At 39.0% G+C, this 22,594-nt stretch carries 20 protein-coding genes; 1 reads left to right on the top strand and 19 read right to left on the bottom strand.

The window, feature by feature from the left end; translation table 11 throughout:
* Window positions 1–22: 22 nt before the first annotated feature.
* The 4 genes from rpiA to HMPREF8571_RS06290 form a co-directional block, all read right to left on the bottom strand.
* Window positions 23–706 carry a ribose-5-phosphate isomerase RpiA gene (gene rpiA, locus HMPREF8571_RS06305; RefSeq protein WP_000429268.1) on the bottom strand — a complete coding sequence of 228 codons (684 nt, stop codon included), beginning with the start codon at window positions 704–706 and terminating at the stop codon, window positions 23–25.
* A 105-nt stretch (window positions 707–811) separates the two neighbouring features.
* Entirely contained in the window at window positions 812–1,741 is a 930-nt protein-coding gene (locus HMPREF8571_RS06300; protein ID WP_000411184.1) for a peptidase U32 family protein, read from the bottom strand.
* A gap of 126 nt (window positions 1,742–1,867) precedes the next feature.
* Window positions 1,868–2,548: an ABC transporter ATP-binding protein gene (locus HMPREF8571_RS06295; RefSeq protein ID WP_000125738.1), complete on the bottom strand. Its 681-nt coding sequence runs from the start codon at window positions 2,546–2,548 to the stop codon at window positions 1,868–1,870.
* A 13-nt stretch (window positions 2,549–2,561) separates the two neighbouring features.
* Window positions 2,562–3,617 (bottom strand): ABC transporter permease, encoded by a 1,056-nt coding sequence (locus HMPREF8571_RS06290; protein WP_000280288.1) that lies wholly within the window; start codon window positions 3,615–3,617, stop codon window positions 2,562–2,564.
* Window positions 3,618–4,001: 384 nt separating this feature from the next.
* Here HMPREF8571_RS06290 and HMPREF8571_RS06285 point away from each other — a divergent pair, with 384 nt between their 5' ends.
* Entirely contained in the window at window positions 4,002–4,286 is a 285-nt protein-coding gene (locus HMPREF8571_RS06285) for a DUF3270 domain-containing protein (protein ID WP_001276164.1), read from the top strand.
* 64 nt (window positions 4,287–4,350) lie between these two features.
* On the opposite strand, the gene HMPREF8571_RS06280 is transcribed toward HMPREF8571_RS06285, so the two are convergent.
* The 15 genes from HMPREF8571_RS06280 to HMPREF8571_RS06210 form a co-directional block, all read right to left on the bottom strand.
* Window positions 4,351–5,688, bottom strand: coding sequence for a sensor histidine kinase (locus HMPREF8571_RS06280; RefSeq protein WP_004240038.1), 1,338 nt, complete (start codon window positions 5,686–5,688; stop codon window positions 4,351–4,353).
* Window positions 5,678–6,352, bottom strand: coding sequence for a two-component system response regulator CiaR (gene ciaR / locus HMPREF8571_RS06275; protein ID WP_000590635.1), 675 nt, complete (start codon window positions 6,350–6,352; stop codon window positions 5,678–5,680). Before ciaR ends, HMPREF8571_RS06280 begins: the two co-directional genes overlap by 11 nt.
* 110 nt (window positions 6,353–6,462) lie before the next feature.
* Window positions 6,463–9,009 carry a M1 family metallopeptidase gene (locus tag HMPREF8571_RS06270; protein ID WP_001149133.1) on the bottom strand — a complete coding sequence of 849 codons (2,547 nt, stop codon included), beginning with the start codon at window positions 9,007–9,009 and terminating at the stop codon, window positions 6,463–6,465.
* Between the two features lie 121 nt (window positions 9,010–9,130).
* The gene (locus tag HMPREF8571_RS06265) at window positions 9,131–9,571 is read right to left on the bottom strand and encodes an ASCH domain-containing protein (RefSeq protein WP_000188821.1); all 441 of its coding nucleotides are present in this window, start codon (window positions 9,569–9,571) and stop codon (window positions 9,131–9,133) included.
* Complete coding sequence (locus tag HMPREF8571_RS06260) at window positions 9,540–10,415, bottom strand: putative PEP-binding protein (protein WP_001245837.1); 876 nt, start codon at window positions 10,413–10,415, stop codon at window positions 9,540–9,542. The genes HMPREF8571_RS06265 and HMPREF8571_RS06260 overlap by 32 nt, the downstream gene beginning before the upstream one ends.
* Window positions 10,393–10,893 carry an NUDIX hydrolase gene (locus tag HMPREF8571_RS06255; protein WP_000403332.1) on the bottom strand — a complete coding sequence of 167 codons (501 nt, stop codon included), beginning with the start codon at window positions 10,891–10,893 and terminating at the stop codon, window positions 10,393–10,395. Before HMPREF8571_RS06255 ends, HMPREF8571_RS06260 begins: the two co-directional genes overlap by 23 nt.
* Before the next feature lie 43 nt (window positions 10,894–10,936).
* A complete protein-coding gene (locus HMPREF8571_RS06250; RefSeq protein WP_000717714.1) occupies window positions 10,937–12,967 on the bottom strand; it encodes a hypothetical protein in 2,031 nt (676 codons plus the stop codon).
* An 11-nt stretch (window positions 12,968–12,978) separates the two neighbouring features.
* Window positions 12,979–13,677 (bottom strand): 3-oxoacyl-ACP reductase, encoded by a 699-nt coding sequence (locus HMPREF8571_RS06245; RefSeq protein WP_000198450.1) that lies wholly within the window; start codon window positions 13,675–13,677, stop codon window positions 12,979–12,981.
* Window positions 13,670–13,906, bottom strand: a complete 237-nt coding sequence (locus tag HMPREF8571_RS06240; RefSeq protein ID WP_000141907.1) for a DUF2829 domain-containing protein — start codon at window positions 13,904–13,906, stop codon at window positions 13,670–13,672. The genes HMPREF8571_RS06245 and HMPREF8571_RS06240 overlap by 8 nt, the downstream gene beginning before the upstream one ends.
* Before the next feature lie 109 nt (window positions 13,907–14,015).
* Window positions 14,016–14,834, bottom strand: a complete 819-nt coding sequence (locus HMPREF8571_RS06235; protein ID WP_000749423.1) for a hypothetical protein — start codon at window positions 14,832–14,834, stop codon at window positions 14,016–14,018.
* Between the two features lie 146 nt (window positions 14,835–14,980).
* On the bottom strand, window positions 14,981–17,233 hold the full coding sequence (locus HMPREF8571_RS06230; RefSeq protein WP_000832913.1) for a glucosaminidase domain-containing protein: 2,253 nt from the start codon (window positions 17,231–17,233) through the stop codon (window positions 14,981–14,983).
* A 110-nt stretch (window positions 17,234–17,343) separates the two neighbouring features.
* Window positions 17,344–18,330, bottom strand: coding sequence for a dihydroorotate dehydrogenase (locus HMPREF8571_RS06225; RefSeq protein WP_004240035.1), 987 nt, complete (start codon window positions 18,328–18,330; stop codon window positions 17,344–17,346).
* Complete coding sequence (locus HMPREF8571_RS06220; protein ID WP_001070109.1) at window positions 18,293–19,093, bottom strand: dihydroorotate dehydrogenase electron transfer subunit; 801 nt, start codon at window positions 19,091–19,093, stop codon at window positions 18,293–18,295. Before HMPREF8571_RS06220 ends, HMPREF8571_RS06225 begins: the two co-directional genes overlap by 38 nt.
* 246 nt (window positions 19,094–19,339) lie before the next feature.
* Window positions 19,340–19,720, bottom strand: coding sequence for a VOC family protein (locus tag HMPREF8571_RS06215; RefSeq protein ID WP_000157142.1), 381 nt, complete (start codon window positions 19,718–19,720; stop codon window positions 19,340–19,342).
* A gap of 97 nt (window positions 19,721–19,817) precedes the next feature.
* Window positions 19,818–22,589: a J domain-containing protein gene (locus tag HMPREF8571_RS06210; RefSeq protein ID WP_001028663.1), complete on the bottom strand. Its 2,772-nt coding sequence runs from the start codon at window positions 22,587–22,589 to the stop codon at window positions 19,818–19,820.
* Window positions 22,590–22,594 lie beyond the last annotated feature (5 nt).

The raw sequence follows: 22,594 nt of genomic DNA, 5'->3' as shown, positions 1-22,594 counted from the left end.
GTGTATCTCCTTATTATGTTGATTAGTTTGCTTTTGTTGAAGTTAAAATCTGAACTCCGTCTCGTCCAGCAACGATGACCTTATCCACCATTTGGTTGAACAAGCCATGCTCTACGACACCAACGATATGGTCCAATTCTTGTCCGAAGGCAATTGGATCTTCAATGACATCCAAGGCTAGGTCAATGATAAAGTTCTGCATATCGGTCACAAAATGTTGGCCATCTTTTTCACGGAAACTTGGTTTATAGCCAGCTCGCTCAAACCGACGAAAGACCTGTTCTGCACCATACTGAACCACTTCTACAGGCAATTTAAAAGCACCTAGTTTCTCTACCAGTTTGCTTTCGTCAACCACCCAAATGTATTCTTTTGAGGGCGTTGCGACAACCTTCTCCATCAGAAGGGCACCACCACCACCTTTGATCCCGTTGAACTGGCTATCTACTTCATCCGCCCCGTCAACCGTCACATCGACAAAGTCCACTTGATCAATCGACTTGAGCGGGATATTAAGACCTTCGGCCTGTTTACTAGTAACACTGGAAGTCGTTACAGCAGTAATCTGCAAACCTTCTTCCTTAATCCGACGACCGATTTCTTCTACGAAATAGTAGGCAGTAGAACCAGTTCCCAGACCGACTACCATGCCATCCTTGACAAACTCAGCAGCCTTGATACCTGCCATTTTCTTCAGATTTTCCACTCAAACACCTCCATTAAAGAGCTATTTTTATTATAACATGTATCCGTTTTTATTTCATGGATACACTGGAAAAACCCGAACATTTTTATTTCGGGTTTTTATGTCCTATTTAACCATATCAGGATCGTAATCATAGAATCCTGTGTCGAGGAAACGGTTTTTAGGGTGTAACTTGCGCACTTCCTCATCTAACAAGAAGGCTTGGTCATGACTGAAATTCCCCTCTTGAATCAAGCTGCGTGCTTGGACAAAGAGTTTAGCAATTTCTACAAAATTCTGACCAGGTGTATAGAGCCCCTCTAGCTTCCAGTGAGTGAAACCATGCTCAACCAACTCAGTCAATTTGGTCATCAAATCAAGGTCATTGTTAGCAAAGATATGGGTACCATGATTATCTTCAAAGATGGAATAATGGCTTTCTGGGTCACTTGGTTCTGCCAAGAAGAGGTCACGTTTACGCGTCTTTTCATCATCGATATGCGTAAAATTATAGTAGTTTTGTAAGAGCGGACGCTTAGAATGGTGAATGACACTAGCACCATAAACCAATACTTCAGCAGGAATTTCCAAAATCTCTGGCATCTTAAAGAGTTCGGCAGATGGAATTTCACGCGCCAAAACCGCCTCAGAAGCACCCGCCTTTTGACCCCAGAAGTTAATCTGACGACTGCTAGTCACCATAGTTGAAGCATCGTAAATAGTCTTGAAGGAATAGCCATCACGGTTGACTACGTAAAAGACACCTGCATCTCCTACTGTAATATAGTCTGTCTTGATTTCTTCCAAGAAGTCTAGGAAGGGCTTGATACGGTCCATCATATCTTGATGCATGAGGGCATTAACCGCGACAATCAATTCCTTGCCTGCTTCATGAACCAACTTAGCAATCTCACGCAATTGGTCATGACTAAAAGTCGTTGGCAGACGAAGGCCAAAATCTTTCTCACCAACATAGATACGATCTACGCCAACTTCGAGTAACTGTTCAACTTGTTCAATACTTTCAGCAGTTGCTGTAATGATAATCTTTTCCATAAGGAAAATTATACCACAATTCTCAAAAATCAGCTATGAATACAAGGAGTTTTATAAAAAGTCAAAGTCATTTTTAAAGCTTTCAATAAAAAGATGAACAGTAACTAGTACCGTCCACTTTCTTTTTTATACATGTGTTTTTTCAACTAGGTGGCCATCATTCATAACATAAATACGGTCAACCTTATCAAGAAGGCGTGTATCATGTGTAATCATGACAACTCCTCTACCTTGTTCGTGGGCAATGGCAGCCAACATCTCCGTTACTTGGTAGGCACGCTGGGTATCCAGACTGGCTGTCGGCTCATCTGCAAGTACGATGCTTGGATTGTTATAGAGCGCTCTAGCTATTGCCGCACGCTGACGTTCGCCACCCGATAGGGCCTTGGGATAATGATCTTTTACTTTTTCCAAATCCAACAGGTCAAAGAGCTCTTTTCGGTCACTTTTACTATTTTTTCCCTTATCCAGTCTGTCTATCAAGTCCAGCTGTTCCTTGACTGTTAGAAAAGGAATTAGGTTTGAAGCCTGGAGAATGAAACCAAACTCTCTAAAACGGAGATCTGTTTTCTCCTTCTCCGTCAAACTGCCTGTTTCCTTCCCCTTTACTAGAATCTTTCCACTCGATGCTTCCTGAAGTTGTCCTAGAGTTGTTAAAAAGGTTGTCTTGCCAGAGCCAGAAGGCCCGACGATAGCCACGAACTCTCCCGCATTTAGCTGAAAATTCGTCTCATGCAGAGCTACGACTTTCATCTTTCCTTCCCCGTATGTTTTTGTCACTTGAGTCATTTCAATCAATGCTGTCATACTATTCTCCTTATCACTCTGCAATTGCAGTAATCGGGTCCACCTTTAGCAAGCGTGGAAGTGAAATGACACCACCTAGAAGGGCCATCAAGGAAATTACCAAGCTTAGGACAGAGTAAGCTATCCAGCTTGGGTAGAAAAAGAAGGTAGCTGGTAAGACTAAAATCACTCCACCAATAGCCAGCAAGGCTAATCCAATCCCCATACCAGCTAGGAGGAAGATTTGACAGAATAAAGACCATACAATGGTTTTGATCTGTATCCCTTGGGCTCGCATTATTCCATAAAGACCTAGTTTTTGGATGGTAATGATATAAACAAAAATACCCACAATCAAGCCTGTGATGACAATCATAGCAAGAATCATTCCTGAAAATACATTCACCTGAGGTGTGTAACCAGGAATTTTCGAAATCATTTTTGGAATAGAAATCTGTTTCAGTCCGTCCCCAGCCACTTCTATGTCATTTTTCAATACCAAGGCAGAGATAGAACGATTGGCTTTCACCGTTCCTTGTAAGGTCCAATAAGTTGTCAGACTCGTAAAGACAACAGGCTCAGTGAAAAATTTATTTCCTTGAGTCAAGCCTACGATCTTGTAACTTGAATCGCTTCCATTGAGCTGAATGGCATCGCCTAGCTTCATCCCATAGTTCTCAAAGGACTGATCCACGACAACCTCATCATCTCCTTCAGGATAACGACCCTCCGTCAAACTCGGAGAGATAAAAGAATTCCACTCTTGAGCAAAGATGGAAACATTGACCTTTTCACTACCATCGACTAGATTGGTTACAGCAAACATATAGCCCAATGGAGCAGTCTCTTCAGAACTCTTATCCTTGTAGTCCTTTTCAGGAATAAAAGATGCCGTCAAATTATCATTTGCGTAGTCAGATAAAACCACCCCCGTCGCTTGCCAGTTATCAATAGCGGCTCGGTTGTTCCGCACAAGACCAAGAGCCAAACTAGTCATAAAAAAGACCATGAAAGCGATAAGAAAAATGGTAGTTAAAATCAAACTATATCGAAGTTTGTTTCGTACTATTTCTTTGATAGCAAGATACATGCTTATCTCCTTTAACATTTCCCAGAGGTAGTTTAAAAGCCACCCAGACCAATAGACAGAATCGCTGTCCTTCCATCCATTCAAAACAACTCCTACCAATACTCTTCAAAAGTATCCAGGTAGCAACTCAACAAATCATCTTAGGAAAAAGCCTCAGCTTGCTATCAATTTATATAAGTTATCCTTACCTTTCTCAGTATATTTATAAAAGAGAAAGTCAGGTCATCTGTTTTAAGTGTAACATCCATGCTACCATTTTCCCTTGTAGGTGTCAAGAGAGCGACTTAGAAGTTGATAAGAGACTTTAGTAGTTTTGTAACAATTCTGTAATAATTCTCTGCATAAAAAATGATAAAATAGTTATGTACTGTTAAGGAGAGAATCATGTCCGCAAGAAAACTAGAAGCTTATGAGTTTGAACAAGCTCCCGAATCGAAACAAACTCCGCTTTATCAAGATTACACACCTGAAGCCCCAGTCGGCCCTAACCTAAAAGAGATTTTATTTTTTGTAAATATTGCTTGTTTTTGTATTTTTATGGTGCTTTTTAGCTTTATCTTTTTAGCCTTAAAATTAAATACAGCTTTATCATTTATCGCTGCTATTGCAACAAGCTTCGCACTTTTACAACTTCAAAGAAAGATAATGAAACGAAAATTTTCAAAATAAAGGTTGGTAGTGGTACCAACCTCTTTTCTAGTTATCTAAAAAGACAGTTATCTAACTGTCTTTTTTATTTATTCTTTCGTTTTGAAGGAGATTGAATAGCAATCTTAACTTCAAAAATTGTTCCTCTAGGTTTGTTATCTTTTACGCTAATCGTTCCTCGTAAGGCATCAACAATCTGCTTAGCCAAAGAAAGTCCCAAACCAAAGCCACCTTTCTGACGAGTTCTTGCCTTGTCTACACGGTAAAAGCGGTCAAAGATTTTCTTCTTGTCAGCAGCTGAAATTCCAATTCCGTTATCCGTTACTGTAAGATAGAGGTGGCGATCTGTAGCATAGACTACAAACTCAATTTTCCCATCTTCTTCGGTATACTTGATGGCATTGTCAAATAAAATGGTCATGAGTTGTTTTAGGAGCAACTGATCGGTCAAGAAGGGACGATAAATTCGATTTTCATAGTTGAAAACACGATCATTTTCAGAAGCAATCAACTCATAGTTGGCAAAAGTTGTTTTAAAGAATTGTGGAGAAACTTCTGCTATTTCTGGTTTGATTCCATCATCTCGACGTGCAAGGTTGAGAAGATTGGTCGTGAGGAAGCGCATGTTGCGAACTTCTTCAAGACTGGAAGCGATACTTTCGCTGGATTCCATGATTGTTGCCTCTGGTTTTCGAAAGAGATTCTCTAAGCGATTTTGTAAAACGGCTAAAGGCGTTCTCAGTTCGTGACTGGCATTTTCAACAAAGGATTTCTGCTTTTGCATACTTTCCAATAGCGGTTTGACACTGACACGTGCCAGGTAAACACTGGCAATTAAAGACAGGAGCCAGAAACTAGCCATGACTACAACAATTAAATGCTCGTGTTTTTGGCTGATTTGCTCAAGCTGGCTGGTATTGATTAGAACCGCCGCATATTTGACATTACTTGATACGGTGGAAGAGTTGGTTTCCATCAAGACCATTCGATAGGTTTCTTCCAGACCATAGCTGTTGACAACTTGGATTTGGCGAATATGATTTAACTCTTTCTTGTCCAGCTTGATCTTGTCCAAGCCTAAAAAGCGATTACCCAGTAAGAGTTGGTTAAAATCCTTGTCAAAAAGCAAAACTTCTGTATTGGAGCTAACATTGGGCTTGATTTCAGCCTTGCTGGCATCCGCAGTTGCGGGTTGAATATCCTTGACTTCCTCAGTTGCCCGATTCAGGGCTAACTGAATGACCGCTTGAGGACTACTACTAAGGGCTTGTAGTTTTTCATCTACAGAAGTATAGAGACTGGAGTGCATGACCTGTAGGATAATCAAGGTCATAGCAGAGAAGATTAGGGTGAACACTCCAAAGTTTCGAATGAAATAGCTGAAATCATCCGCATACCATGTTTTTTTTAGTTTATTGAACATCTTTTAAAATATACCCGACACTACGCAAGGTTTGAAGATTTTCAGCAAAGGCTGTTCCCTTCAGTTTCTTACGAACTTTTGAAACATAGACTTCTACAACGGAAATAGTCGTATCGCTATCAAATCCCCATAGACGGTCAAAAATCTGTGTCTTGGGAAGAATCACATTTTGATTTTGAAGGAAGTAAACCAATAACTCAAACTCTTTTCCGAGCAGTTCCACAGGAGTATCTTCCACTTTTACTTCATTCGTTGAAAGGTTCACGACAACATCCCCATAGGTCAAGGTATTTTCGTTAAACTTGCCTGAACGTTTGAGAAGGGCTTGGATCCGCATTTTGAGTTCTTCTAGGTAGAAAGGTTTGGTGAGGTAGTCATCCGCTCCCAACTCAAAACCATGTCCCTTGTCATCTAAACTTTCCTTAGCAGTCATGATAAGAACTGGTGTCGTAATTCCCTTTTCGCGCAATTCTTTCAAGACTTGGAAACCATTTTTTTCAGGCAACATCAGGTCAAGCAGAATCAAGTCATAAACGCCACTTTCTGCTTCGTAGAGACCTTCTTCTCCATCAAAGACCTGCATGACATCTGCAAAATCATCTAAAAAGTCAAATACTGAGTTTGACAGACCTAGGTCATCTTCTACTAATAAGATTTTTATCATCAGAAACTCCTCCTTGTCATGATTATTATACCAAAATTGCCTTAAAAAAAACTCAACTCTCTCTTGTTTTTAGAGAGAAAGTTGAGTTTTTTATTTACATTTCGAATGAATTAAGCTTTAGCATATTGGGCTACAACAGCTTCTACTGCTGCTTTCTCACGTTTAATCAAGTCAACACGCGCTGCGATATCCTTGATCCCCATACGAATGTTGCGGCTAAGCGCAAGGTCAGAGAGTTGTGGTTCAAAGAAGGCCTTGTACTCTGCCAAGCGTTGCTCTGTTTTAAAGATATGCGATGGGAAGATAACAAAGCTATCAAAGCTCATATCCCCACCAAGAGCTGCCTTAATCCAATCCCAATTTTCACGCGCCCATACCCAAACAGTTTCTTGGGTAGCTTGGTGTCCGAGGAATTGGAGGTACCATGAAGAAAGGTCTTGTGGTTTCACTACAAATTTATCCTTCCATGAGCCAATCAGGGTTTGGATATTGTCGGCATCTGTACTATATGCAATAGCTCCTGCCAACTGGCGTTTAAAGACCGCATCCGTCGCATGAGTATATAGGTCCAGATAAGTTGCGACCAAATCCTTGGTCTCATGGTCTTTCATTTCATTGATGAGAACTTGAGCACGGATTGCTGCTGGAAGTCCTGCAAGATTTTCCTTGTGAGCTGCAAAGATTTGGCTAGCAACTTGACTAGCTTCTGCATCATTGGAACGAATCATCATAGAAACAGCCAACTGACGAACCAATTCATCCTCATCTGATTCTCCATCTTTGGCTTCAAAACCAAGACGGTCATAGTTGTGACGAGCCAATTTAGCAACGAGTGTATTAAAGGCTTTCTCAGTTGCTGTTCCTTCATCGATAAAGCGCTCAAGGGCAGCAATCACTTGAGATACAGCTGAAACTACCAAGTAAGACTCTTCCTTAGCTAGTTTATCAAGGACTGGGAGCAAATCAGCATAAGAAATATGACCTGCCTCAGCCAACAAACGACGTTCTTGAACAATTTGCAGTTTGCTTGTGTTATCAAGTGTCTCTAGCTCAGCAAGAACAGCTTCTAACAAGTCTCCTTGATAGTCGGTAATGTAGTGGGCTGTATTTTCAGTGTTGAGACGAAGAGCTCCTTCATTTTCAGCAAGAAGAGCGGCGTAGCCAGAGATTTCGATACTTTCAGTTTCGAGTGTATCTGGCAAGCCTTTCCAGTTGCTATTCAGTGGTACAACCCAGAGACGGTTCTTGTCTTCGTGCTCACCGATGAAGAATTGTTTTTGTGAAATCTTTAAGACATCATTTTCAACTTTGACAGTGAGAACTGGATAACCAGGTTGTTCCAACCAAGAATCCATGAAGGCTGCGACATCACGCCCTGATGCTTGTCCAAGGGCATTCCATAAGTCACGACCAATGGTATTTCCATATTGGTGCTTTTCAAAGTAAGCATGCAAACCTTTAGCAAAATCAGCATCACCTAGCCAACGACGAAGCATGTGCATGAGACGGCTTCCTTTGGCATAGACGATAGCTCCGTCAAAGAGGGTATTGATTTCGTCTGGGTGTTTAACTTCGACGTGGACAGACTGAACGCCATCAGTCGCATCACGTTTAAGTGCTCCCGGCACACCACCTGTTTGGAAGTCTTCAAAGATATTCCAACTTGGCTCGATGGCGTCGACACAGACGTATTCCATCATGTTGGCGAAGCTTTCATTAAGCCAAAGGTCATCCCACCATTTCATAGTCACGAGGTTTCCAAACCATTGGTGAGCAAGCTCGTGGGCGATGACAAGGGCAACTTGTTGACGGCTAGCAAAGGTTGAGTTCTCATCCACAACCAAGTAAACTTCACGGTAGGTCACCAGACCCCAGTTTTCCATTGCACCTGCTGAGAAGTCAGGAAGAGCGATATGAAGAGATTGAGGGATTGGGTACTTGACTCCGTAGTAATCTTCGTAAAACTCGATTGAGCGAACGGCGATGTCCAATGAGAAATCAAGATTAGATAATGGGTGAGCTTTGGTTGAATAGACACCTACGAGGGTACCATTCTTGGTTTTAGCAGTCACCCCTTGCAAGTCACCAGCAACAAAAGCCAACAAGTAAGATGACATGCGAGGTGTTGTCGCAAACTTCCAGATACCTGTTTCCTTGCGGTTATCCACATCAATCTCAGGCATGTTTGACAAGGCCAACTCACCTGCTGCTTGGTCAAAGCGAAGAGCGAGATCAAAGGTTGCTTTGGCTTCTGGCTCATCTACACATGGGAAGGCTTCACGCGCAAAGTGGCTTTCAAACTGTGTAGACAAGACTTCCTTCTTGACACCATCCACTGTATAGTACGAAGGGTAAATCCCTGTCATGTTGTCTGTGATTTTTCCTGAAAATGCGACAACCAATTCAGCTTGACCTGGCTCAGCCAGCTCGATATGAAGGGCTTCATTGTCATGGTCAACTGTAAATGGACGAGTTTGACCCGCAACTTCTACAGAAGCAATTTCCAAGTCCTTTTGGTGAAGGGAAATACGGTCACTCTTGGCTTGACCAGTGATGGTCACCTTCCCAGAAAAGGTCTTGGTCTCACGACTCAAGTCTAAGAATAAATCATAATGTTCAGGAACAAATTGCGTAATAAAATGTTCAACTGCTTGCATAGTTTTCTCCTATTCTAAGTTTAAGAGTTTTACTCTTATTCAAACAAACTTATTATATCATGTTTTGCTTAAGAAAAAAGGATTGGACGGTGATTTCCAAAACTTTCTTCCTCCTAGCGTTCTATAGAGGGTAGACTTTACGAAATTCTTCTAATACAACTTTGCTGTCAGGTGTAAAAGTTAGTCCTGCCTCTCTCAGCCACTCGGCGAAACAGTCCTCATGAACCTGACGCCAATAGGCGAGGGATTTGTCACCTTCCCCTTCCTTAAAGGCATGTTCAGCAGAAACTTGATTAAAGGATTCGACAGAAACCTTTGTAATTTCGACAATGCAGACAGCCTGATTTTGACTGTCTAAAATGACATCGAAGGTCCCTTCTCGCGGAAGGGGTTCGTTATCGACTGCATAAAGATCATAGGCTGATGCAGTTGCCGTCTTTTCACCTTTTAAAACCAAATCTGCCAAGAGATCAGCTTCCACTCCAAAAGCCCAGGCGTCTATCTCATCACCGATAAAGGGGTTGATTCGCTTATAGGCATTCCACATTTCTTGCGGTGTCATGGGTTGCTCCTTTGTAATTTTTTACTTCTTCTTTTACACGTTTGAGGTGGTCTGGATGGTTAATTTCTAAATCAAAAATCTCTGGAATAGAACTGTAGTGGATAATGCACTTGATACCCAACTGATTCATTTTTTCTATGAAAGAAACATTCAGATAGCCTGCTACAGCAAAGTCAATCTTTTTTATCCTTGCTTTATCCTGCATCTGTCTTAGCATATCTAACATTATTGGACTTTCCATATCATGCCATTGACTGTTTCTCACAGTCGCAAAAACAAAAGAAGTCAAATCATTCATTCCAACTATAATCTTTGAAATACCCGTTTCCAGTATCCTGTCCAAGTCAAAATAAGCTGAAGGTAATTCAATCATTGTGCCGACTTTTCCAGTAAAACCATGCTGACGTAATACCCTTATAGCTTGCTTTAACTGCTTAGCATCATTGACAAAAGGAAAGATAACAGACAGATTGGGATTGGTTTGATAAACTTCTGTAACGACATGTGCTTCAGCCTGAAATTCATCAGGACACGCCAGCAAGCGCCTAGTTCCTCTATAACCAAACAAGGGATGATTTTCATCAAAATGCTCTTTAGTCCCCTCTAAACAATTAGCTTCTGTATTTGTTAACTCTGAAAAACGATACCAAACCTCTTCATCTGAGTACAAGGAGCAAATGGTGTCTAGATAATCTTTTACAAATTGCTGACAACTTGATAAGAGAATATTTTGATTGAGCTCTCTCAGTAAGTATTCTCCACGAATTATGCCAACATGATGCAATAGTTGTGGGTAAACTTTTGCAACAATTTGTTCGCCACTAAGGGCAAGTTGGTTTCTCATTATTCACCTTCCAATTCATGTAAGAAGTCTTGTCCAGTTCCGGAAATCCTAATAATTCAGACTTAACCTTCAAGACTAATGGCGATGCATTTTCTTCTGTGATTTTTTGAATATCCATCCAAACATATCCAAGTGAATCATTCGCACCATCAGACACAGCTTCCGAAATCGTAACTTGAGCTTCCTTCTTGTTTATCTCAATATCATAAAATGCCATGATATGGTGAACAGTAAAATTTGTTAACTCTTCCCTGACGAAAACATTGTAGATTCGAGGATTGGAATAGCTTCTAACAGTAAATCCTGTCTCTTCCATAACTTCTCTAATCAGCGTTTCCGTCAATCCTTCACCAAGTTGCTGACTGCCTCCGGGCAAATCATAACGATGTTGATAAGGGCCCCTCGTTTTTTCAATGCAGAGTAACTTCCCATTTTCAAAGCAAACAGCATAGACTCCAAAGTGTTTTTTGATTTCCATATCCTAATCCCATTTAATTCGTGATGAAACAATACTAATTGTTCTACTTAGAAATATCTACATTTAACTGCAATAAAATCTTTTCCAGATCATGATAATTGACGCTCTGTATAAAATTTATCGAAGCTATAAAATCATTTTCCACGATAATCAAATACTTTATTTTCTTCATACTAGAATCATTATAAATAGTAAATCTAGTTAAGCTCCCTAAAGTTTTTTTGCTATAACATACTCCTTCATCTTCAAAATTCTTTATTATATCATCGATATCTGAGGTAATTTGAATATGGGTGTATATAAAACTATTATTAAAACCATTAAGTTTAAATTTAACAAAAAACACATCTTTTAAACTACCATAAAAAATTGGATCAATTAAATCTTGATTTATAAAAATTTTATCATTCGAAATTCCTGATACTTTTAAAGCCCCATATAAATTACTACAACGATCAACATATAAATAGGAGGTATCATTAAAATTTAATATTTTTTTATCACTGTAATAAGTTATTTTATCTTTGTACGAATCTTTATATATATTAAAATCATACGGTATACTATGATCTTGATTAACATACAATCTATCATTTTTTATCATTATTTGATCATTTTCAAAAGAAAATGTAGATTCTTTCATCTTATAATAGTATCCTTCAACATATGACTTTTCAACAATCGAATTAAGATGTAAGAAACCTGAAACTAAAACAACTATCAACATTAAATATATGAAAATACCCATCATCAAATCTTTTAAATTATTATTTTTCCCCTTTTTAACATCGAAATATTTTGACGAGTTATACTTTACTAAGCTTTTTAGATAGTTATTCAAAGAAATTTTATAACTATCCAATACATCTTGTTTAGAAAATAATTTAGCCTGCTTTCCTTTGACAAAGTAAATATTATTCCCAATAACTATAATAGTAGGATGACTGGCAATTTTTCCTTTACTAATTCCATAATAATAGCCGCTGTTCCTAATATATTTCAAACTTTTAAATTTTTTAGATAGGACGAAAGTAAGTAATTTCTGAGCTATATATTCTGCAAAAACAAATATAAGAATAAAAGACACAAACTTTAATATGAATTGAATAGAATATTGATTTCTTAATGGCGAAGCTGGTGAATTAAAAATTTTATGTTGTTCAACTTTTTCTATAAAAGACAAAAATATGTAAATTAATGGTAAAAACAATAAAAATATTGTATAGTTTTTTAATTTTTTGTATTCTTTCCAACTAAACTTATCATAGTTTAAAAATTCGGTAATAGTTTTGATTTCTCTCCTATCAAAAATAAAAAGTCCAAAACTTGAAAGTGTGGTAATAGCAACCCATGAAATCATTGAGTTTTGTGATATCCCAGTATTCGCTATAAGATAAATAATAGGGATTTCAGGAAGTATTATAGTAAATATATTTGTTTCATCTCTTCTATCAAAATACCTATTTGCAGCTAACGATATTAGAGTTACTATATATAAAGAGAGTATCAGAATATAAATATTTTGAAAATCCGCTCTGATATCCTCTGAATTTAGCATATAATCTCCCACTATTATGGCATAGAATATAAGACTTATAATATATATTACGACAAATAAATAATTTTTATTCTTTTTAGAATACTGGTTTTTTTTATAATCTATCCATGTCCTTCTGAATAATTCCAGAAATAATTGATTACTATTTAAAATTTCTTTTTTTCTACCAGCTAAAAAATATGACTGTAAAATCGTGTAAAATAATATCCCTGCTAAATATATAATGTTATAGCTACTCAAATAACTCCTTGTTGGGAAAAAATTTATTATCAATAATAAAGAAAAATTAATCTCATATAATATTTCTATTATGGTAGCAGTCCAACTATAATATTTTTTACAAAGAAATATATTTATAATAAAAATCACAAGAAATAAAATGATTCCTATGGTAATATTAAAAAAAACACACATTCCACATATTGTAAATAATATTATAAATGAAAAATAAAACTTGTTTTTAGCTAGATAAGAGGTAAGGGACTTTAATCTAGTTATAAAATCTATCTTTTTCAATAAATCTCCTCCTACTTCAAAGACCAGCCACCATCCACTGTCAGGATTTGTCCTTGCATGGCGTTTGCTTTTCCGCTTGCTAGAAAAAGTGTAAGATCTGCTATTTCCTCTGGCTCAATCCAGCGCTTGATAGGCGTTTCACTAGCCACCCAGTCCGCTAAGCCACCTGGTTCAAAGTCGGCAGCAGTCATGCTCGTCTTGACAGCACCTGGAGCAATCCCAAAGACCTGAATTCCAGCTTCAGCATAGTCTAGAGCCAACTGCTTGGTAAATCCAGCCAAGGCATGCTTAGAGGAAGTATAGGCGTGTCCACCACCTCCTGCTAGGTTTGAAGCAATAGAACACATATTGATAATGATTCCCTTTTTTCTTTCCAGCATTTGCGTCAAATAATGTCGTGTCATCTCAACTGGAGTCACATAGTTGATTTCAAAAATCTCTTGAATTTCCTGTGCTGATTGTTCCAAAAGCGGTTTATAATCATCCAAAACTCCAGCAGTATTGCACAAAACATCCACCTGAGGGCACCAGTCAAAAACAGGTTTCAAGTCTAATGTCAAATCCCTCTGTAAAAAGTGGAAATCGCCCTGAAAAAGTGGATTTTCACCTTGGTCAACTCCATAAACTTGATAGCCATTCTCTAAAAAGTGGCGAGCTTGAGCCAGTCCAATACCTGAACTCACTCCTGTAATCAATACACGTCTAGTCATGCACTTCTACCCAATCCGTCGCCAAAACATCACAAGGTGTCGGACTCCACATGGAAAAACCTTCCCCTTCTCCTGACACGTTGATGAGGAAATAAGGCGTCACTTCAAGTGCAACCCCGTTTTGCTCGATAGTGTCAAAGAGTTGCACATAGTTTTCAGCCCCTCCCCAACCAATTCGTACATATTTTTTCTTGGCCTTTAATCCAGGCAGGATTTCTTCAAAAGTCATGATGTTCTCCTTTAATTCTAAATTCTTAGTTTAATTATAACAAAAAACCGTTTTCCAACGGCTTTTTGACTGTATCTTACTTCAATAAAACAAATAGCTATCCAATTATTTAATTATTCAGTTCAATTAGTTTATTGTAGATTTTCTCGGTCAGTTCTTTCTGTTGCGTTCCTGTTAAATGGTGAGAAGTGCGAATTAATACAGTTCCATAAACATAGTGTGATCCGGGATTTAAAGCAGTTCCATCAAAAGCACTGATATAAGTATTGCGTTTTTCTGCATCTTCTTTTGTCTTATAAACCTCTATATTTCCTCCAACATCATTGCCTTTTTGAACAATATCTGAACCTTCTACAGATTCAGTCACTTGCTTGTCAACAAAATATACAGACGCTGTATACCCACCTTGTTTATTTAATTTTTTATTAGGGTCATTATCCTCCGTAACAGATTGTACTCCAGTAATTGAATCAATTTCTTTGAGCCTTTCTTCAATAAAAGAACTTGAAGGATTTGTAATTTGTTTTAATTGAAGAATGCTATTTTGATAATGAGTCTGTTTGTCAGATAAATTCTTTTTTGTTTCACTATAATCTAATGGTTGACTTAATTCTTCAATTTGTTTTTCAATTTGCTCAGTTTGTTTTTCAATATCTGGTATTTTACGAAGTGAATCTTTGCTATCCTTTATAGTTGATTTCAATTCTTCCAATGTCTTAGAATCAAGAGGTTCTTCATCATTATCAATAATCTTTTCAGCCTCAGCTATTTGATCTTCAACTTCTTTATTCTTTTCATTTAAATCCTTTACTACATCTTCAAACTTAGTTACAGCAGCTTGATGAGGCGCATAAGATAAGAAATAGTATCCTGTTGCCAAACCTAAAGCAATAAAAATGATAAGCCCGACTATCATTGATTTCTTCATTTTAAACTCCTTGAATTATAAATAATTTATTTTATATTTTAATATATTGTTTGATAAATTTCAAGTTTGTAAAGCTATTCAATCAACTCATTGTCTATTAAAAAAACGATAACCACTTTGCAGCAGTTATCGTTGATTTCTTTTGATTAGTCTTTCCCACCAAGTTTGCTATTGATGGTCATCATGATGCTAGCTATCTTCTCACCCCAGTATGGATCGGAAGCATAGCGAACATTCATTCCAGTTGCTTTATTTCCAAGGTGGTCTCTGCCATAGTCGATGTAGTTCTCACGAATCCACTTGGCCGCTCCAAGGATTCCTTTATCCACATTATCAAAGCTCTTGGCTGAGAGATATGGGCTCGTATCATAAGCGGCAATACCAAAGAAGTTGTTCTTATCTCTGGCAATTTGACTGCGTCCCCAAGCACTTTCAAGGGCACTATGTGCCATCAAGTAAAGGGCATTGACACCGTAGCGTTCCTCAGCTTCTTTGAAAGTCGCTCCTTTACCTGCGAGAGGACTATCCTGCAAGTTCATCATCGAATACAGTTTATCCAACTCAGCTGCACTATAATTACTTGGTTCTCTCAAGTTTTTATAGAGGAAAGGATTTTTAATGGTAAAGCCATCAAAATGCTCCCCGTCAGTTGAGTAGTACTTCTTACCAATAACCATAGCAGAAGTGTGTGGAGCTACTTTGATACTCGTATAAGGAGAGAGTTCATGGTAGAGGAATTTCCCATCACTAGTATAATGTGGGATAAACTCGCTTCCTTCATCTACTGCTGTCAAATCACTTTGATTCATATAGCCAGACAAGCCAGAAATCGAAACTGCAAGTCTGCCTCCTTTACGGGTCGAGCTGTCCAGTGAAACGATGCTTCCTTGGTTAATGTAACTCAAAATTTCTCCAGATGCACTATAGACATAAGCTGTGATAGGTTTTACCTTATAATACTTGGTTTTATCCGCAACATGCCATTTACCTGAGGCATCCAAGGTATGACCATCTACAGTTTCATTTTGTGCCATATAGCCACCTGATTTGAGATAGTACCAAGCTTGGTTAACTGAATCATAAATCAGCTCTTTTTCTGCCATCTTCCCATTCGACTTGAGGTAGAACCAATTATTCTTGTACCAAACCCACTCACTTGTGGCCATGTAGCCGCCTGATTTTAGATAATAGTAGCCATTATCCCAGAGCCATTCTTTATTGGCGTAATTTCCATCAGCCTTAATATAGAACCAAGAGTTATATTTCTTATCAAAGAGCCAGCCCTTTCCTGCTTTTGCTCCGCTGGTCGTCACATAACTGCGGTCAATCCAAGTTTCTGTAGAAAGGTAGCCGCCTGATTTGAAATGGTAATCCTTGCCTTTAATGGTTTTCCAACCTTTTTCAGCATAGGTTCCGTCCTCTTTCAGGTAGAACCAAGACTGGTAATTCTTATCAAAAAACCACTCTGATTTTAGTTTGGCACCACTCTTAGCAACATAGAAGCGGTCAATCCAACTTTCTGTAGAAAGATAGCCACCTGATTTGAAATGGTAATCTTTTCCATCAATTGTTTGCCAGCCTTTTTCTACATAGTCGCCTTCGGCATTGAGATAGAACCATGATTCGTAATTTTTATCAAAAATCCAGCTTGTTTTCGCCTTATGGCCACTTGAAGTTACATAAGATTTTCCAAGCCAGGTATTTGTAGCCAGATAACCACCCTGTTTGAAGTAATAATCTTTCCCTTTAACTGTTTGCCAACCGTTTTCTGCGTAGTTGCCATCCGCTTTCAGGTAGAACCAACTGCTATAATTAGCATCATAGATCCAAGCCTGTTTTACCTTATTTCCTTTATCAGATAGGTAGTGAGAGCCAAGCCAGGTATTTTTTAAGATTTTCCCTTGAGAATTGACATAGTACTGGTCTTCACCTTGAGTGATCCACTCATCTTTGGCCATTTTCCCATCTTCTTTAAGGTAATATTTTTCCTGACCTTGTTGAATCCACTCATTTTGAGCTTTCTGACCATCAGACTTGAGATAATACCATGATTCTTGTTCCTGATTAAATACCCACTGTTCCTTGGCTTTAGCACCACTTTCAGTCACATAGTACTGGCCAACCCACGTTTTCGTAGCTAATTTTCCAGCTTCATTAAAATAGTAATCCTTATCACCAACTGTCAACCAACCGTTTTCTGCACGTTGACCATCTTCTTTAAGATAAAACCACTTCTGATGCGTTTGGTCAAAAAGCCATTGCTTGGTTGCTGGTTTCCCGTCTGCTTTGAGATATGTCTTTCCTTGCCAAGTACCTTCTTCGGCTTTTGCTGTCTCCACTACAGTAAAAAAACACCCCAATAAGCTAGCACTTACTAGGGCCACTTTCCATCGTTTCATTTAAATGCTCCAATAACGTTTTCTAAACCCTATTGTAACATAGTTAATAGACGGAAATATTACAAATTGATGAAGATTCTATGTCTTGTTGACGATAAGGAAGACCTAGCTTATCTCAGACTGCCTTTGACTTCCTGACGGAGATCTTCCAAACTGCTAATGCCATATTTATCCATGACTTTTGGTAGATGTTCGATGATATCAGGACAGGCATAAGGATTGGTAAAGTTGGCTGTTCCAACTCCGATGGCAGAGGCACCAGCCAGATACATTTCTAGCGCAGCTTCAGCAGAATCCACTCCCCCCATTCCAATGATGGGGAGGTCTGTGGTTTGGGCGACTTGACGAATGAGTTTGAGGGCGACCGGAAAAACTGCTGGGCCTGACATTCCACCTGTACCATTGGCTAGGATTGGTTTTCTAGTTTTGAGGTCAAAGCGCATACCGACAAGGGTATTGATCATGGTTAACCCACTTGCTCCTGCATCTTCTGCGGCTTTAGCAATGGTTACAACATCTGTTACACTAGGGGTTAACTTAACATAAACTGGTACATCAGAGGCTTCCACAGCTGCTTTTACCACTTCATAAGCTAGATCCGGATCTTGCCCAATCAAAAGTCCGTGATTGCCGTGATCCACATTAGGACAAGAGATATTGAGCTCGATAGCTTTTACATTTGCAGCCTTAGAAATTCCTCGAGAAACGGCAGCGTACTCTTGTTTTGAAAAGCCTGCTACATTGGCGATGATGGGAAGCGTAGGATACTCTCTTTCCAGCCAAGGCAACTTTTCAGCTAAAACAGCTTCTAAACCTGGATTTTGCAAGCCGATTGCATTGAGCATACCAGCAGGCGTCTCTGCTACTCTAGGAGTTGGATTGCCAAAACGGGGTTCAAGTGTTGTCGCCTTGATCATAATAGAGCCTAAAAGGTCTAAATCATAGTACTTGGCATACTCTTGGCCAAAACCAAAACAGCCTGATGCTGGTATGATGGGGTTTTTCAAGTCCAAGCCCGGTAGAGAAACTTGTAAACGTTTGTTAGTCATGACTTTCTCCTTATAATACAACTGTTCCTGTACGGAAAACAGGGCCATCTTCACAGACGCGTTGACTGACAGTCTCACTATCTGGCACTTTTAGAACGCAGGCATAGCAGGCCCCCATCCCGCAAGCCATACGAGATTCTAGAGATAGATAGGCTCTTGGGTGGTCATAAAACCTTTGATTGATGTACTTCATCATTCCTGGAGCTCCACATGAGTAAACAGCATCAAATTGACTGTCTAAGTCATTAATGACGACTGACACATTTCCCTTGATACCATAAGAACCATCATCTGTCGTAACAAAGACCTGACCATATTGGGCCAATTCCTTTTCGAGTATGACAGCATCCTTATTAGCAAAACCAAGAACTGTTACTAGTTTCACCCCCCGCGCATGCAATTCCTTGGCTACCTCGAGCAAGGGTGGAACACCAATCCCACCACCAACGAGGAGAACTTGACTCTGATTGTCTAAATCAGACAAGTCAAAACCATTTCCCTGAGGTCCCATTACATCAAGAGTATCTCCCTGACTTAATGTTGAAAAAATAGCGGTCCCAGCACCTTCAATCCGATAAATGAGGCGACACTGCTTCTTAGCCTTGTCAATAGACGAAATTGAAATCGGACGGCGCAAGAGATGGGCATCATCAGGCACGCGTAGATGGAGAAATTGGCCTGCTCGCATGGCTTCAACCATTTCCCCTTCTAGGACTAATTCAAAGATTGCTGGCGCGATTTCCTCCTGTGCAACCACCTTCATGGTTTCCAAACGAATGGCACCCATACGCTTCTTACATGTGGGATTCATGATTTTCCTCCTTAAATTTTAAGGGGACCAGATAAAGAAAAGACCTTGCTATTGCAAGGTCTCAGTCGAGATAGGATAGAACTCATGCGCACACCTAAAAAGTCTCCCCAGAGAGTTCTCTATCCCTTTTATCTGACACCTTGTGAGTCTCTCTGGACTCCCCTTAAAGGTTAAATTTGTATTAGTATACTCTTTCAAAGTAAAAAAGTCAAGTAGAAAACGAACATTCTACTTGACTGTACTTGATTATTTTTCACGAATCACTTCGACCTTGTAACCATCAGGATCCTTGACAAAGTAATAGTTTGGTGGGTTTCCAGGTAGGCCTTTTGGCTCTGTAACCTCATAGCCTTTGTTACTGTGTTCTTGGTAAAGTGCCTCAAGGTCTGGTGTACTGAGGGCGATATGAGCAAAGCCGTCTCCTACCACATAAGGTCCGTGGTCATAGTTATAGGTCAATTCCAACTCGTAGTCATCACCATCAAGTCCTAGATAGACAATCGTGAAAGCATAATCTGGAAAATCCTTACGACGCAACTCTTTAAAACCAAAAGCATCTTGATAGAATGCGATTGATTTTTCAAGATTTTCTACTCGCAAGCAAGTGTGTAGCATTTTTGAAGCCATTTTCATTACCTCTTTCATTTGAATAGTTCCATTATACCTTTATTCAGAAAAATTTACTAGGAACTTGAACTAGAGTCCTCTTCTCTAGGATTTCATTCTATGCAGAACTTTTGCGATTTTCCTTGCGTATATTGCGAATAAGGAAAAGCATGATAAGGACAAAGAGTCCCTCGAGGAAGTAGAAAGCAAATTCGCTATTCAAGATTAACAGGTCTTTTTCAAAATAAACTTTGCTAAAATCAGGTATAAGTTTGAATAGGATTCGCAACAGTCTTCTTAGGAAAATAAAGATTTGCAATCCATAAATCATAAAGACCTTCTTCACACCAATCATGAAACCTTGTTCCTTTGTAAAATAAGACAAGGCAATTCCATTTAACAAGAGGACAACCGTTATGGTCAGAGTCTCATTTCGTAGAATATACGGATTAAAGATGTCTAAACGGTTATGAATGTAAGGCAACATTTGAAAGAGTAGAATTCCCAAGATTGCTGGAAGGAGAATTTTTTTCAGAGATGTTGGAAATCCGGGACTAAATCGTGTAAAAGACAAGCAAATCACAAGGATTGCAAAAATATGGAAGTACATCATTGCAACTCCGGAAATGATCTGGCTTCGATTTACCAAAGCAGATAAGAAGCCAGCAGAAAGAAAGATACCGATAGGAATCAGCTTATCCAAAGAATAATCCCACTTCAGCCCTTGACTCACCTGGAAGCCATCGATAAGACAGAAAAATGTAATGAACATAAGGGCCCCAATGAGACCAAACGGTAAGAATGGAAGGACGAGGAGCAATAGCAAGATGAATAGGAACCATGGATGGGGACTATGGTAGAATTTTCGTTTTGAACCCCTAGCTGTCACTCCTTCCTCAATCGGTGTTTGCCTTAGTTTTAGCATATAGACGTAAAAGAGAGACAACATACCAGCATGAACCCATGAATTATAACCAGGTTCCTCTAGAACACTGAGTATCAGACTCACAATCGTAAAGAGGTTAAAGAATATCTGAAGAAACTTATTTTTAAAGACCTGTCTTTTTTTCCAATCCGAATAAGATAACTTGACCTTTGGATGACAAAGTTCATAGGCATAGGCTGTCATCTCTTCTAGTTTCTGGTCTGTCTCTTCCGTCATCATTTGGCTAGCCATTTTAGAGGTCGGAAAAGGAGTTAAAACATATCTCAAGAGCTCTCCGTCTGTAAACCGATGGTACTCCTTATAGATCTGTTGAAGCAAAACCGTTAGAATGCGTGGTCTTCCTTTAAAGTAGCTTTTCCACTTCTCCCAATCATTGATATCTTCATCACTCTTGGCAAGCTTATCAATATAGAGATAACCTTCATTGTACCAGTAGTCAAAATTTTCTTTTTTATCTAGTGCGTACTCCTCCACCACTGAAGGATAAGACTGGACACTCTTCCAGAAGTGAAGCTTTTTCAGATATGGATTTGATTCCTCATCACTGTAACGCTCTACAAATTGGAGAACGAGGGCTAACACTTTCGCATTGGTTAAAGGATAGACGTCCACTTTTTCTAACAAATAAAGTAGGAGAGTATGATCTTTGACTGATTCAAAAAGATATTGCCAATCACGTAAAAGCTTGTATTCGTCTTGATAGCGAGCATGGAGCAGTTCATAAAAGGCCGCCTCAACTTCATCTGGATTATCTAGAGAGTAGTGACTAAAGTCAACATTTTCCCCGAATTCTTCTTTTAGTTGCTCTAAGTAATGAGCCAAGTCATCCAAGAGTGGATAATCCTCTTCATACATGACTTGTCGGTTTTTTTCAAGAATATAGGTTAAAACAGGAACACTCTTGATTATTTGACGATTCTGATTTACTTGATCTAAGACCATAAAGCTCAGATAGGGGTGCTTGAAAAACTCTATCCAAGAGCTCAATTGATTTGCTTGGTTAGAATCTTGGAGAATTTTTTGGCAAAGTTGATAAGAATAATAGAATTCTTCAGTGGCTTCATGTGCGCTTTCAAGCGAACTGCCTTCCTCTTCTGCTATATCTCTTTTAACTTTCCAATACTTCAGTTTATAGTAATAGCCCCAGTACTTAAAGTCAGGTATATAGTCTTCCAGCAAGGGAATAAGGATAGAGAATTGCTCCGGTTTGTTAAAAATATAAACATCCATTTCCTCTAAAACGGATTGAACAATGTCCATATCATATTGATACTGATGAAAGAACTGACGCCATAGATGCTCTTGTTCTTCTGGACTGTAATCATCATTTTTAACAATACTTTCAATCGCATTTCGGATCAGATAAGTTTCTTCATTATAACCGCTAAAGTCAAGAGTAGACCTTGTTAATCCTTCTTGCCCACGGTTCTCTTCGTCACCAAACGTTTCAAAGTTGAGGGTATTCTTAGCTCTTTCTTCAGAATCTCCATTTAGCTGAACTTCCTCATCATAGTCACTAAAGTCAAGGGTGGACTTTTGCTCATCCTCTTCCGCTTTAAAGGTTTCAAAGTTAAAGGAATCGCTGGTTTTATCAGTTGATTGCTGATAATCACTGAAATCAAGACTAGATCTTTCGGACTCTTCGTTCTCAGTCTTCGTTTCTTCAGTCAAGTTTTCAAAGTTGAGACTAGAGTTAGGTTTTTCATCTTCCTCTTCTTCAAGTTCAGTAGCTTCTTGAGAGTCACTCGCTTTTCTTAGACTATTTTCTGGTCTTGTGTTTCTAGACCTCGCATAAGTCAAGGCTTTTTGGTAAGCTTCAACAATTTCTTGGTAAATTTCTGGTTGGTCTTCTGGGTGATAGAGCCGAACCAATTCAGCATAACGCCTTCTAATAAGCTTGACGTCAGTCGTTGGCTCTATCCCTAAAGTTTCCCATATATTCATAAGGT

Source organism: Streptococcus mitis ATCC 6249 (assembly GCF_000146585.1).
GTDB classification, from domain to species: Bacteria; Bacillota; Bacilli; order Lactobacillales; family Streptococcaceae; genus Streptococcus; species Streptococcus mitis_AZ.
Note: the sequence above shows the minus strand (reverse complement) of the source record. Positions and strands in the feature narration are given on the sequence as shown.

Excerpts from the sequence above, each read along its gene's own strand:
- HMPREF8571_RS06255 (WP_000403332.1), bottom strand. The coding sequence starts at position 10,893 with ATGGAAATCAAAAAACACTTTGGAGTCTATGCTGTTTGCTTTGAAAAT.
- HMPREF8571_RS06210 (WP_001028663.1), bottom strand. The coding sequence starts at position 22,589 with ATGAATATATGGGAAACTTTAGGGATAGAGCCAACGACTGACGTCAAG.
- HMPREF8571_RS06240 (WP_000141907.1), bottom strand. The coding sequence starts at position 13,906 with ATGACTTTTGAAGAAATCCTGCCTGGATTAAAGGCCAAGAAAAAATAT.
- HMPREF8571_RS06235 (WP_000749423.1), bottom strand. The coding sequence starts at position 14,834 with ATGAAGAAATCAATGATAGTCGGGCTTATCATTTTTATTGCTTTAGGT.
- HMPREF8571_RS06225 (WP_004240035.1), bottom strand. The coding sequence starts at position 18,330 with ATGGCCCTGTTTTCCGTACAGGAACAGTTGTATTATAAGGAGAAAGTC.
- HMPREF8571_RS06245 (WP_000198450.1), bottom strand. The coding sequence starts at position 13,677 with ATGACTAGACGTGTATTGATTACAGGAGTGAGTTCAGGTATTGGACTG.
- HMPREF8571_RS06285 (WP_001276164.1), top strand. The coding sequence starts at position 4,002 with ATGTCCGCAAGAAAACTAGAAGCTTATGAGTTTGAACAAGCTCCCGAA.
- HMPREF8571_RS06270 (WP_001149133.1), bottom strand. The coding sequence starts at position 9,009 with ATGCAAGCAGTTGAACATTTTATTACGCAATTTGTTCCTGAACATTAT.
- HMPREF8571_RS06300 (WP_000411184.1), bottom strand. The coding sequence starts at position 1,741 with ATGGAAAAGATTATCATTACAGCAACTGCTGAAAGTATTGAACAAGTT.
- HMPREF8571_RS06215 (WP_000157142.1), bottom strand. The coding sequence starts at position 19,720 with ATGGCTTCAAAAATGCTACACACTTGCTTGCGAGTAGAAAATCTTGAA.
- HMPREF8571_RS06265 (WP_000188821.1), bottom strand. The coding sequence starts at position 9,571 with ATGACACCGCAAGAAATGTGGAATGCCTATAAGCGAATCAACCCCTTT.
- HMPREF8571_RS06280 (WP_004240038.1), bottom strand. The coding sequence starts at position 5,688 with ATGTTCAATAAACTAAAAAAAACATGGTATGCGGATGATTTCAGCTAT.
- HMPREF8571_RS06290 (WP_000280288.1), bottom strand. The coding sequence starts at position 3,617 with ATGTATCTTGCTATCAAAGAAATAGTACGAAACAAACTTCGATATAGT.
- HMPREF8571_RS06295 (WP_000125738.1), bottom strand. The coding sequence starts at position 2,548 with ATGACAGCATTGATTGAAATGACTCAAGTGACAAAAACATACGGGGAA.
- HMPREF8571_RS06260 (WP_001245837.1), bottom strand. The coding sequence starts at position 10,415 with ATGAGAAACCAACTTGCCCTTAGTGGCGAACAAATTGTTGCAAAAGTT.
- HMPREF8571_RS06220 (WP_001070109.1), bottom strand. The coding sequence starts at position 19,093 with ATGAATCCCACATGTAAGAAGCGTATGGGTGCCATTCGTTTGGAAACC.
- HMPREF8571_RS06230 (WP_000832913.1), bottom strand. The coding sequence starts at position 17,233 with ATGAAACGATGGAAAGTGGCCCTAGTAAGTGCTAGCTTATTGGGGTGT.
- ciaR (WP_000590635.1), bottom strand. The coding sequence starts at position 6,352 with ATGATAAAAATCTTATTAGTAGAAGATGACCTAGGTCTGTCAAACTCA.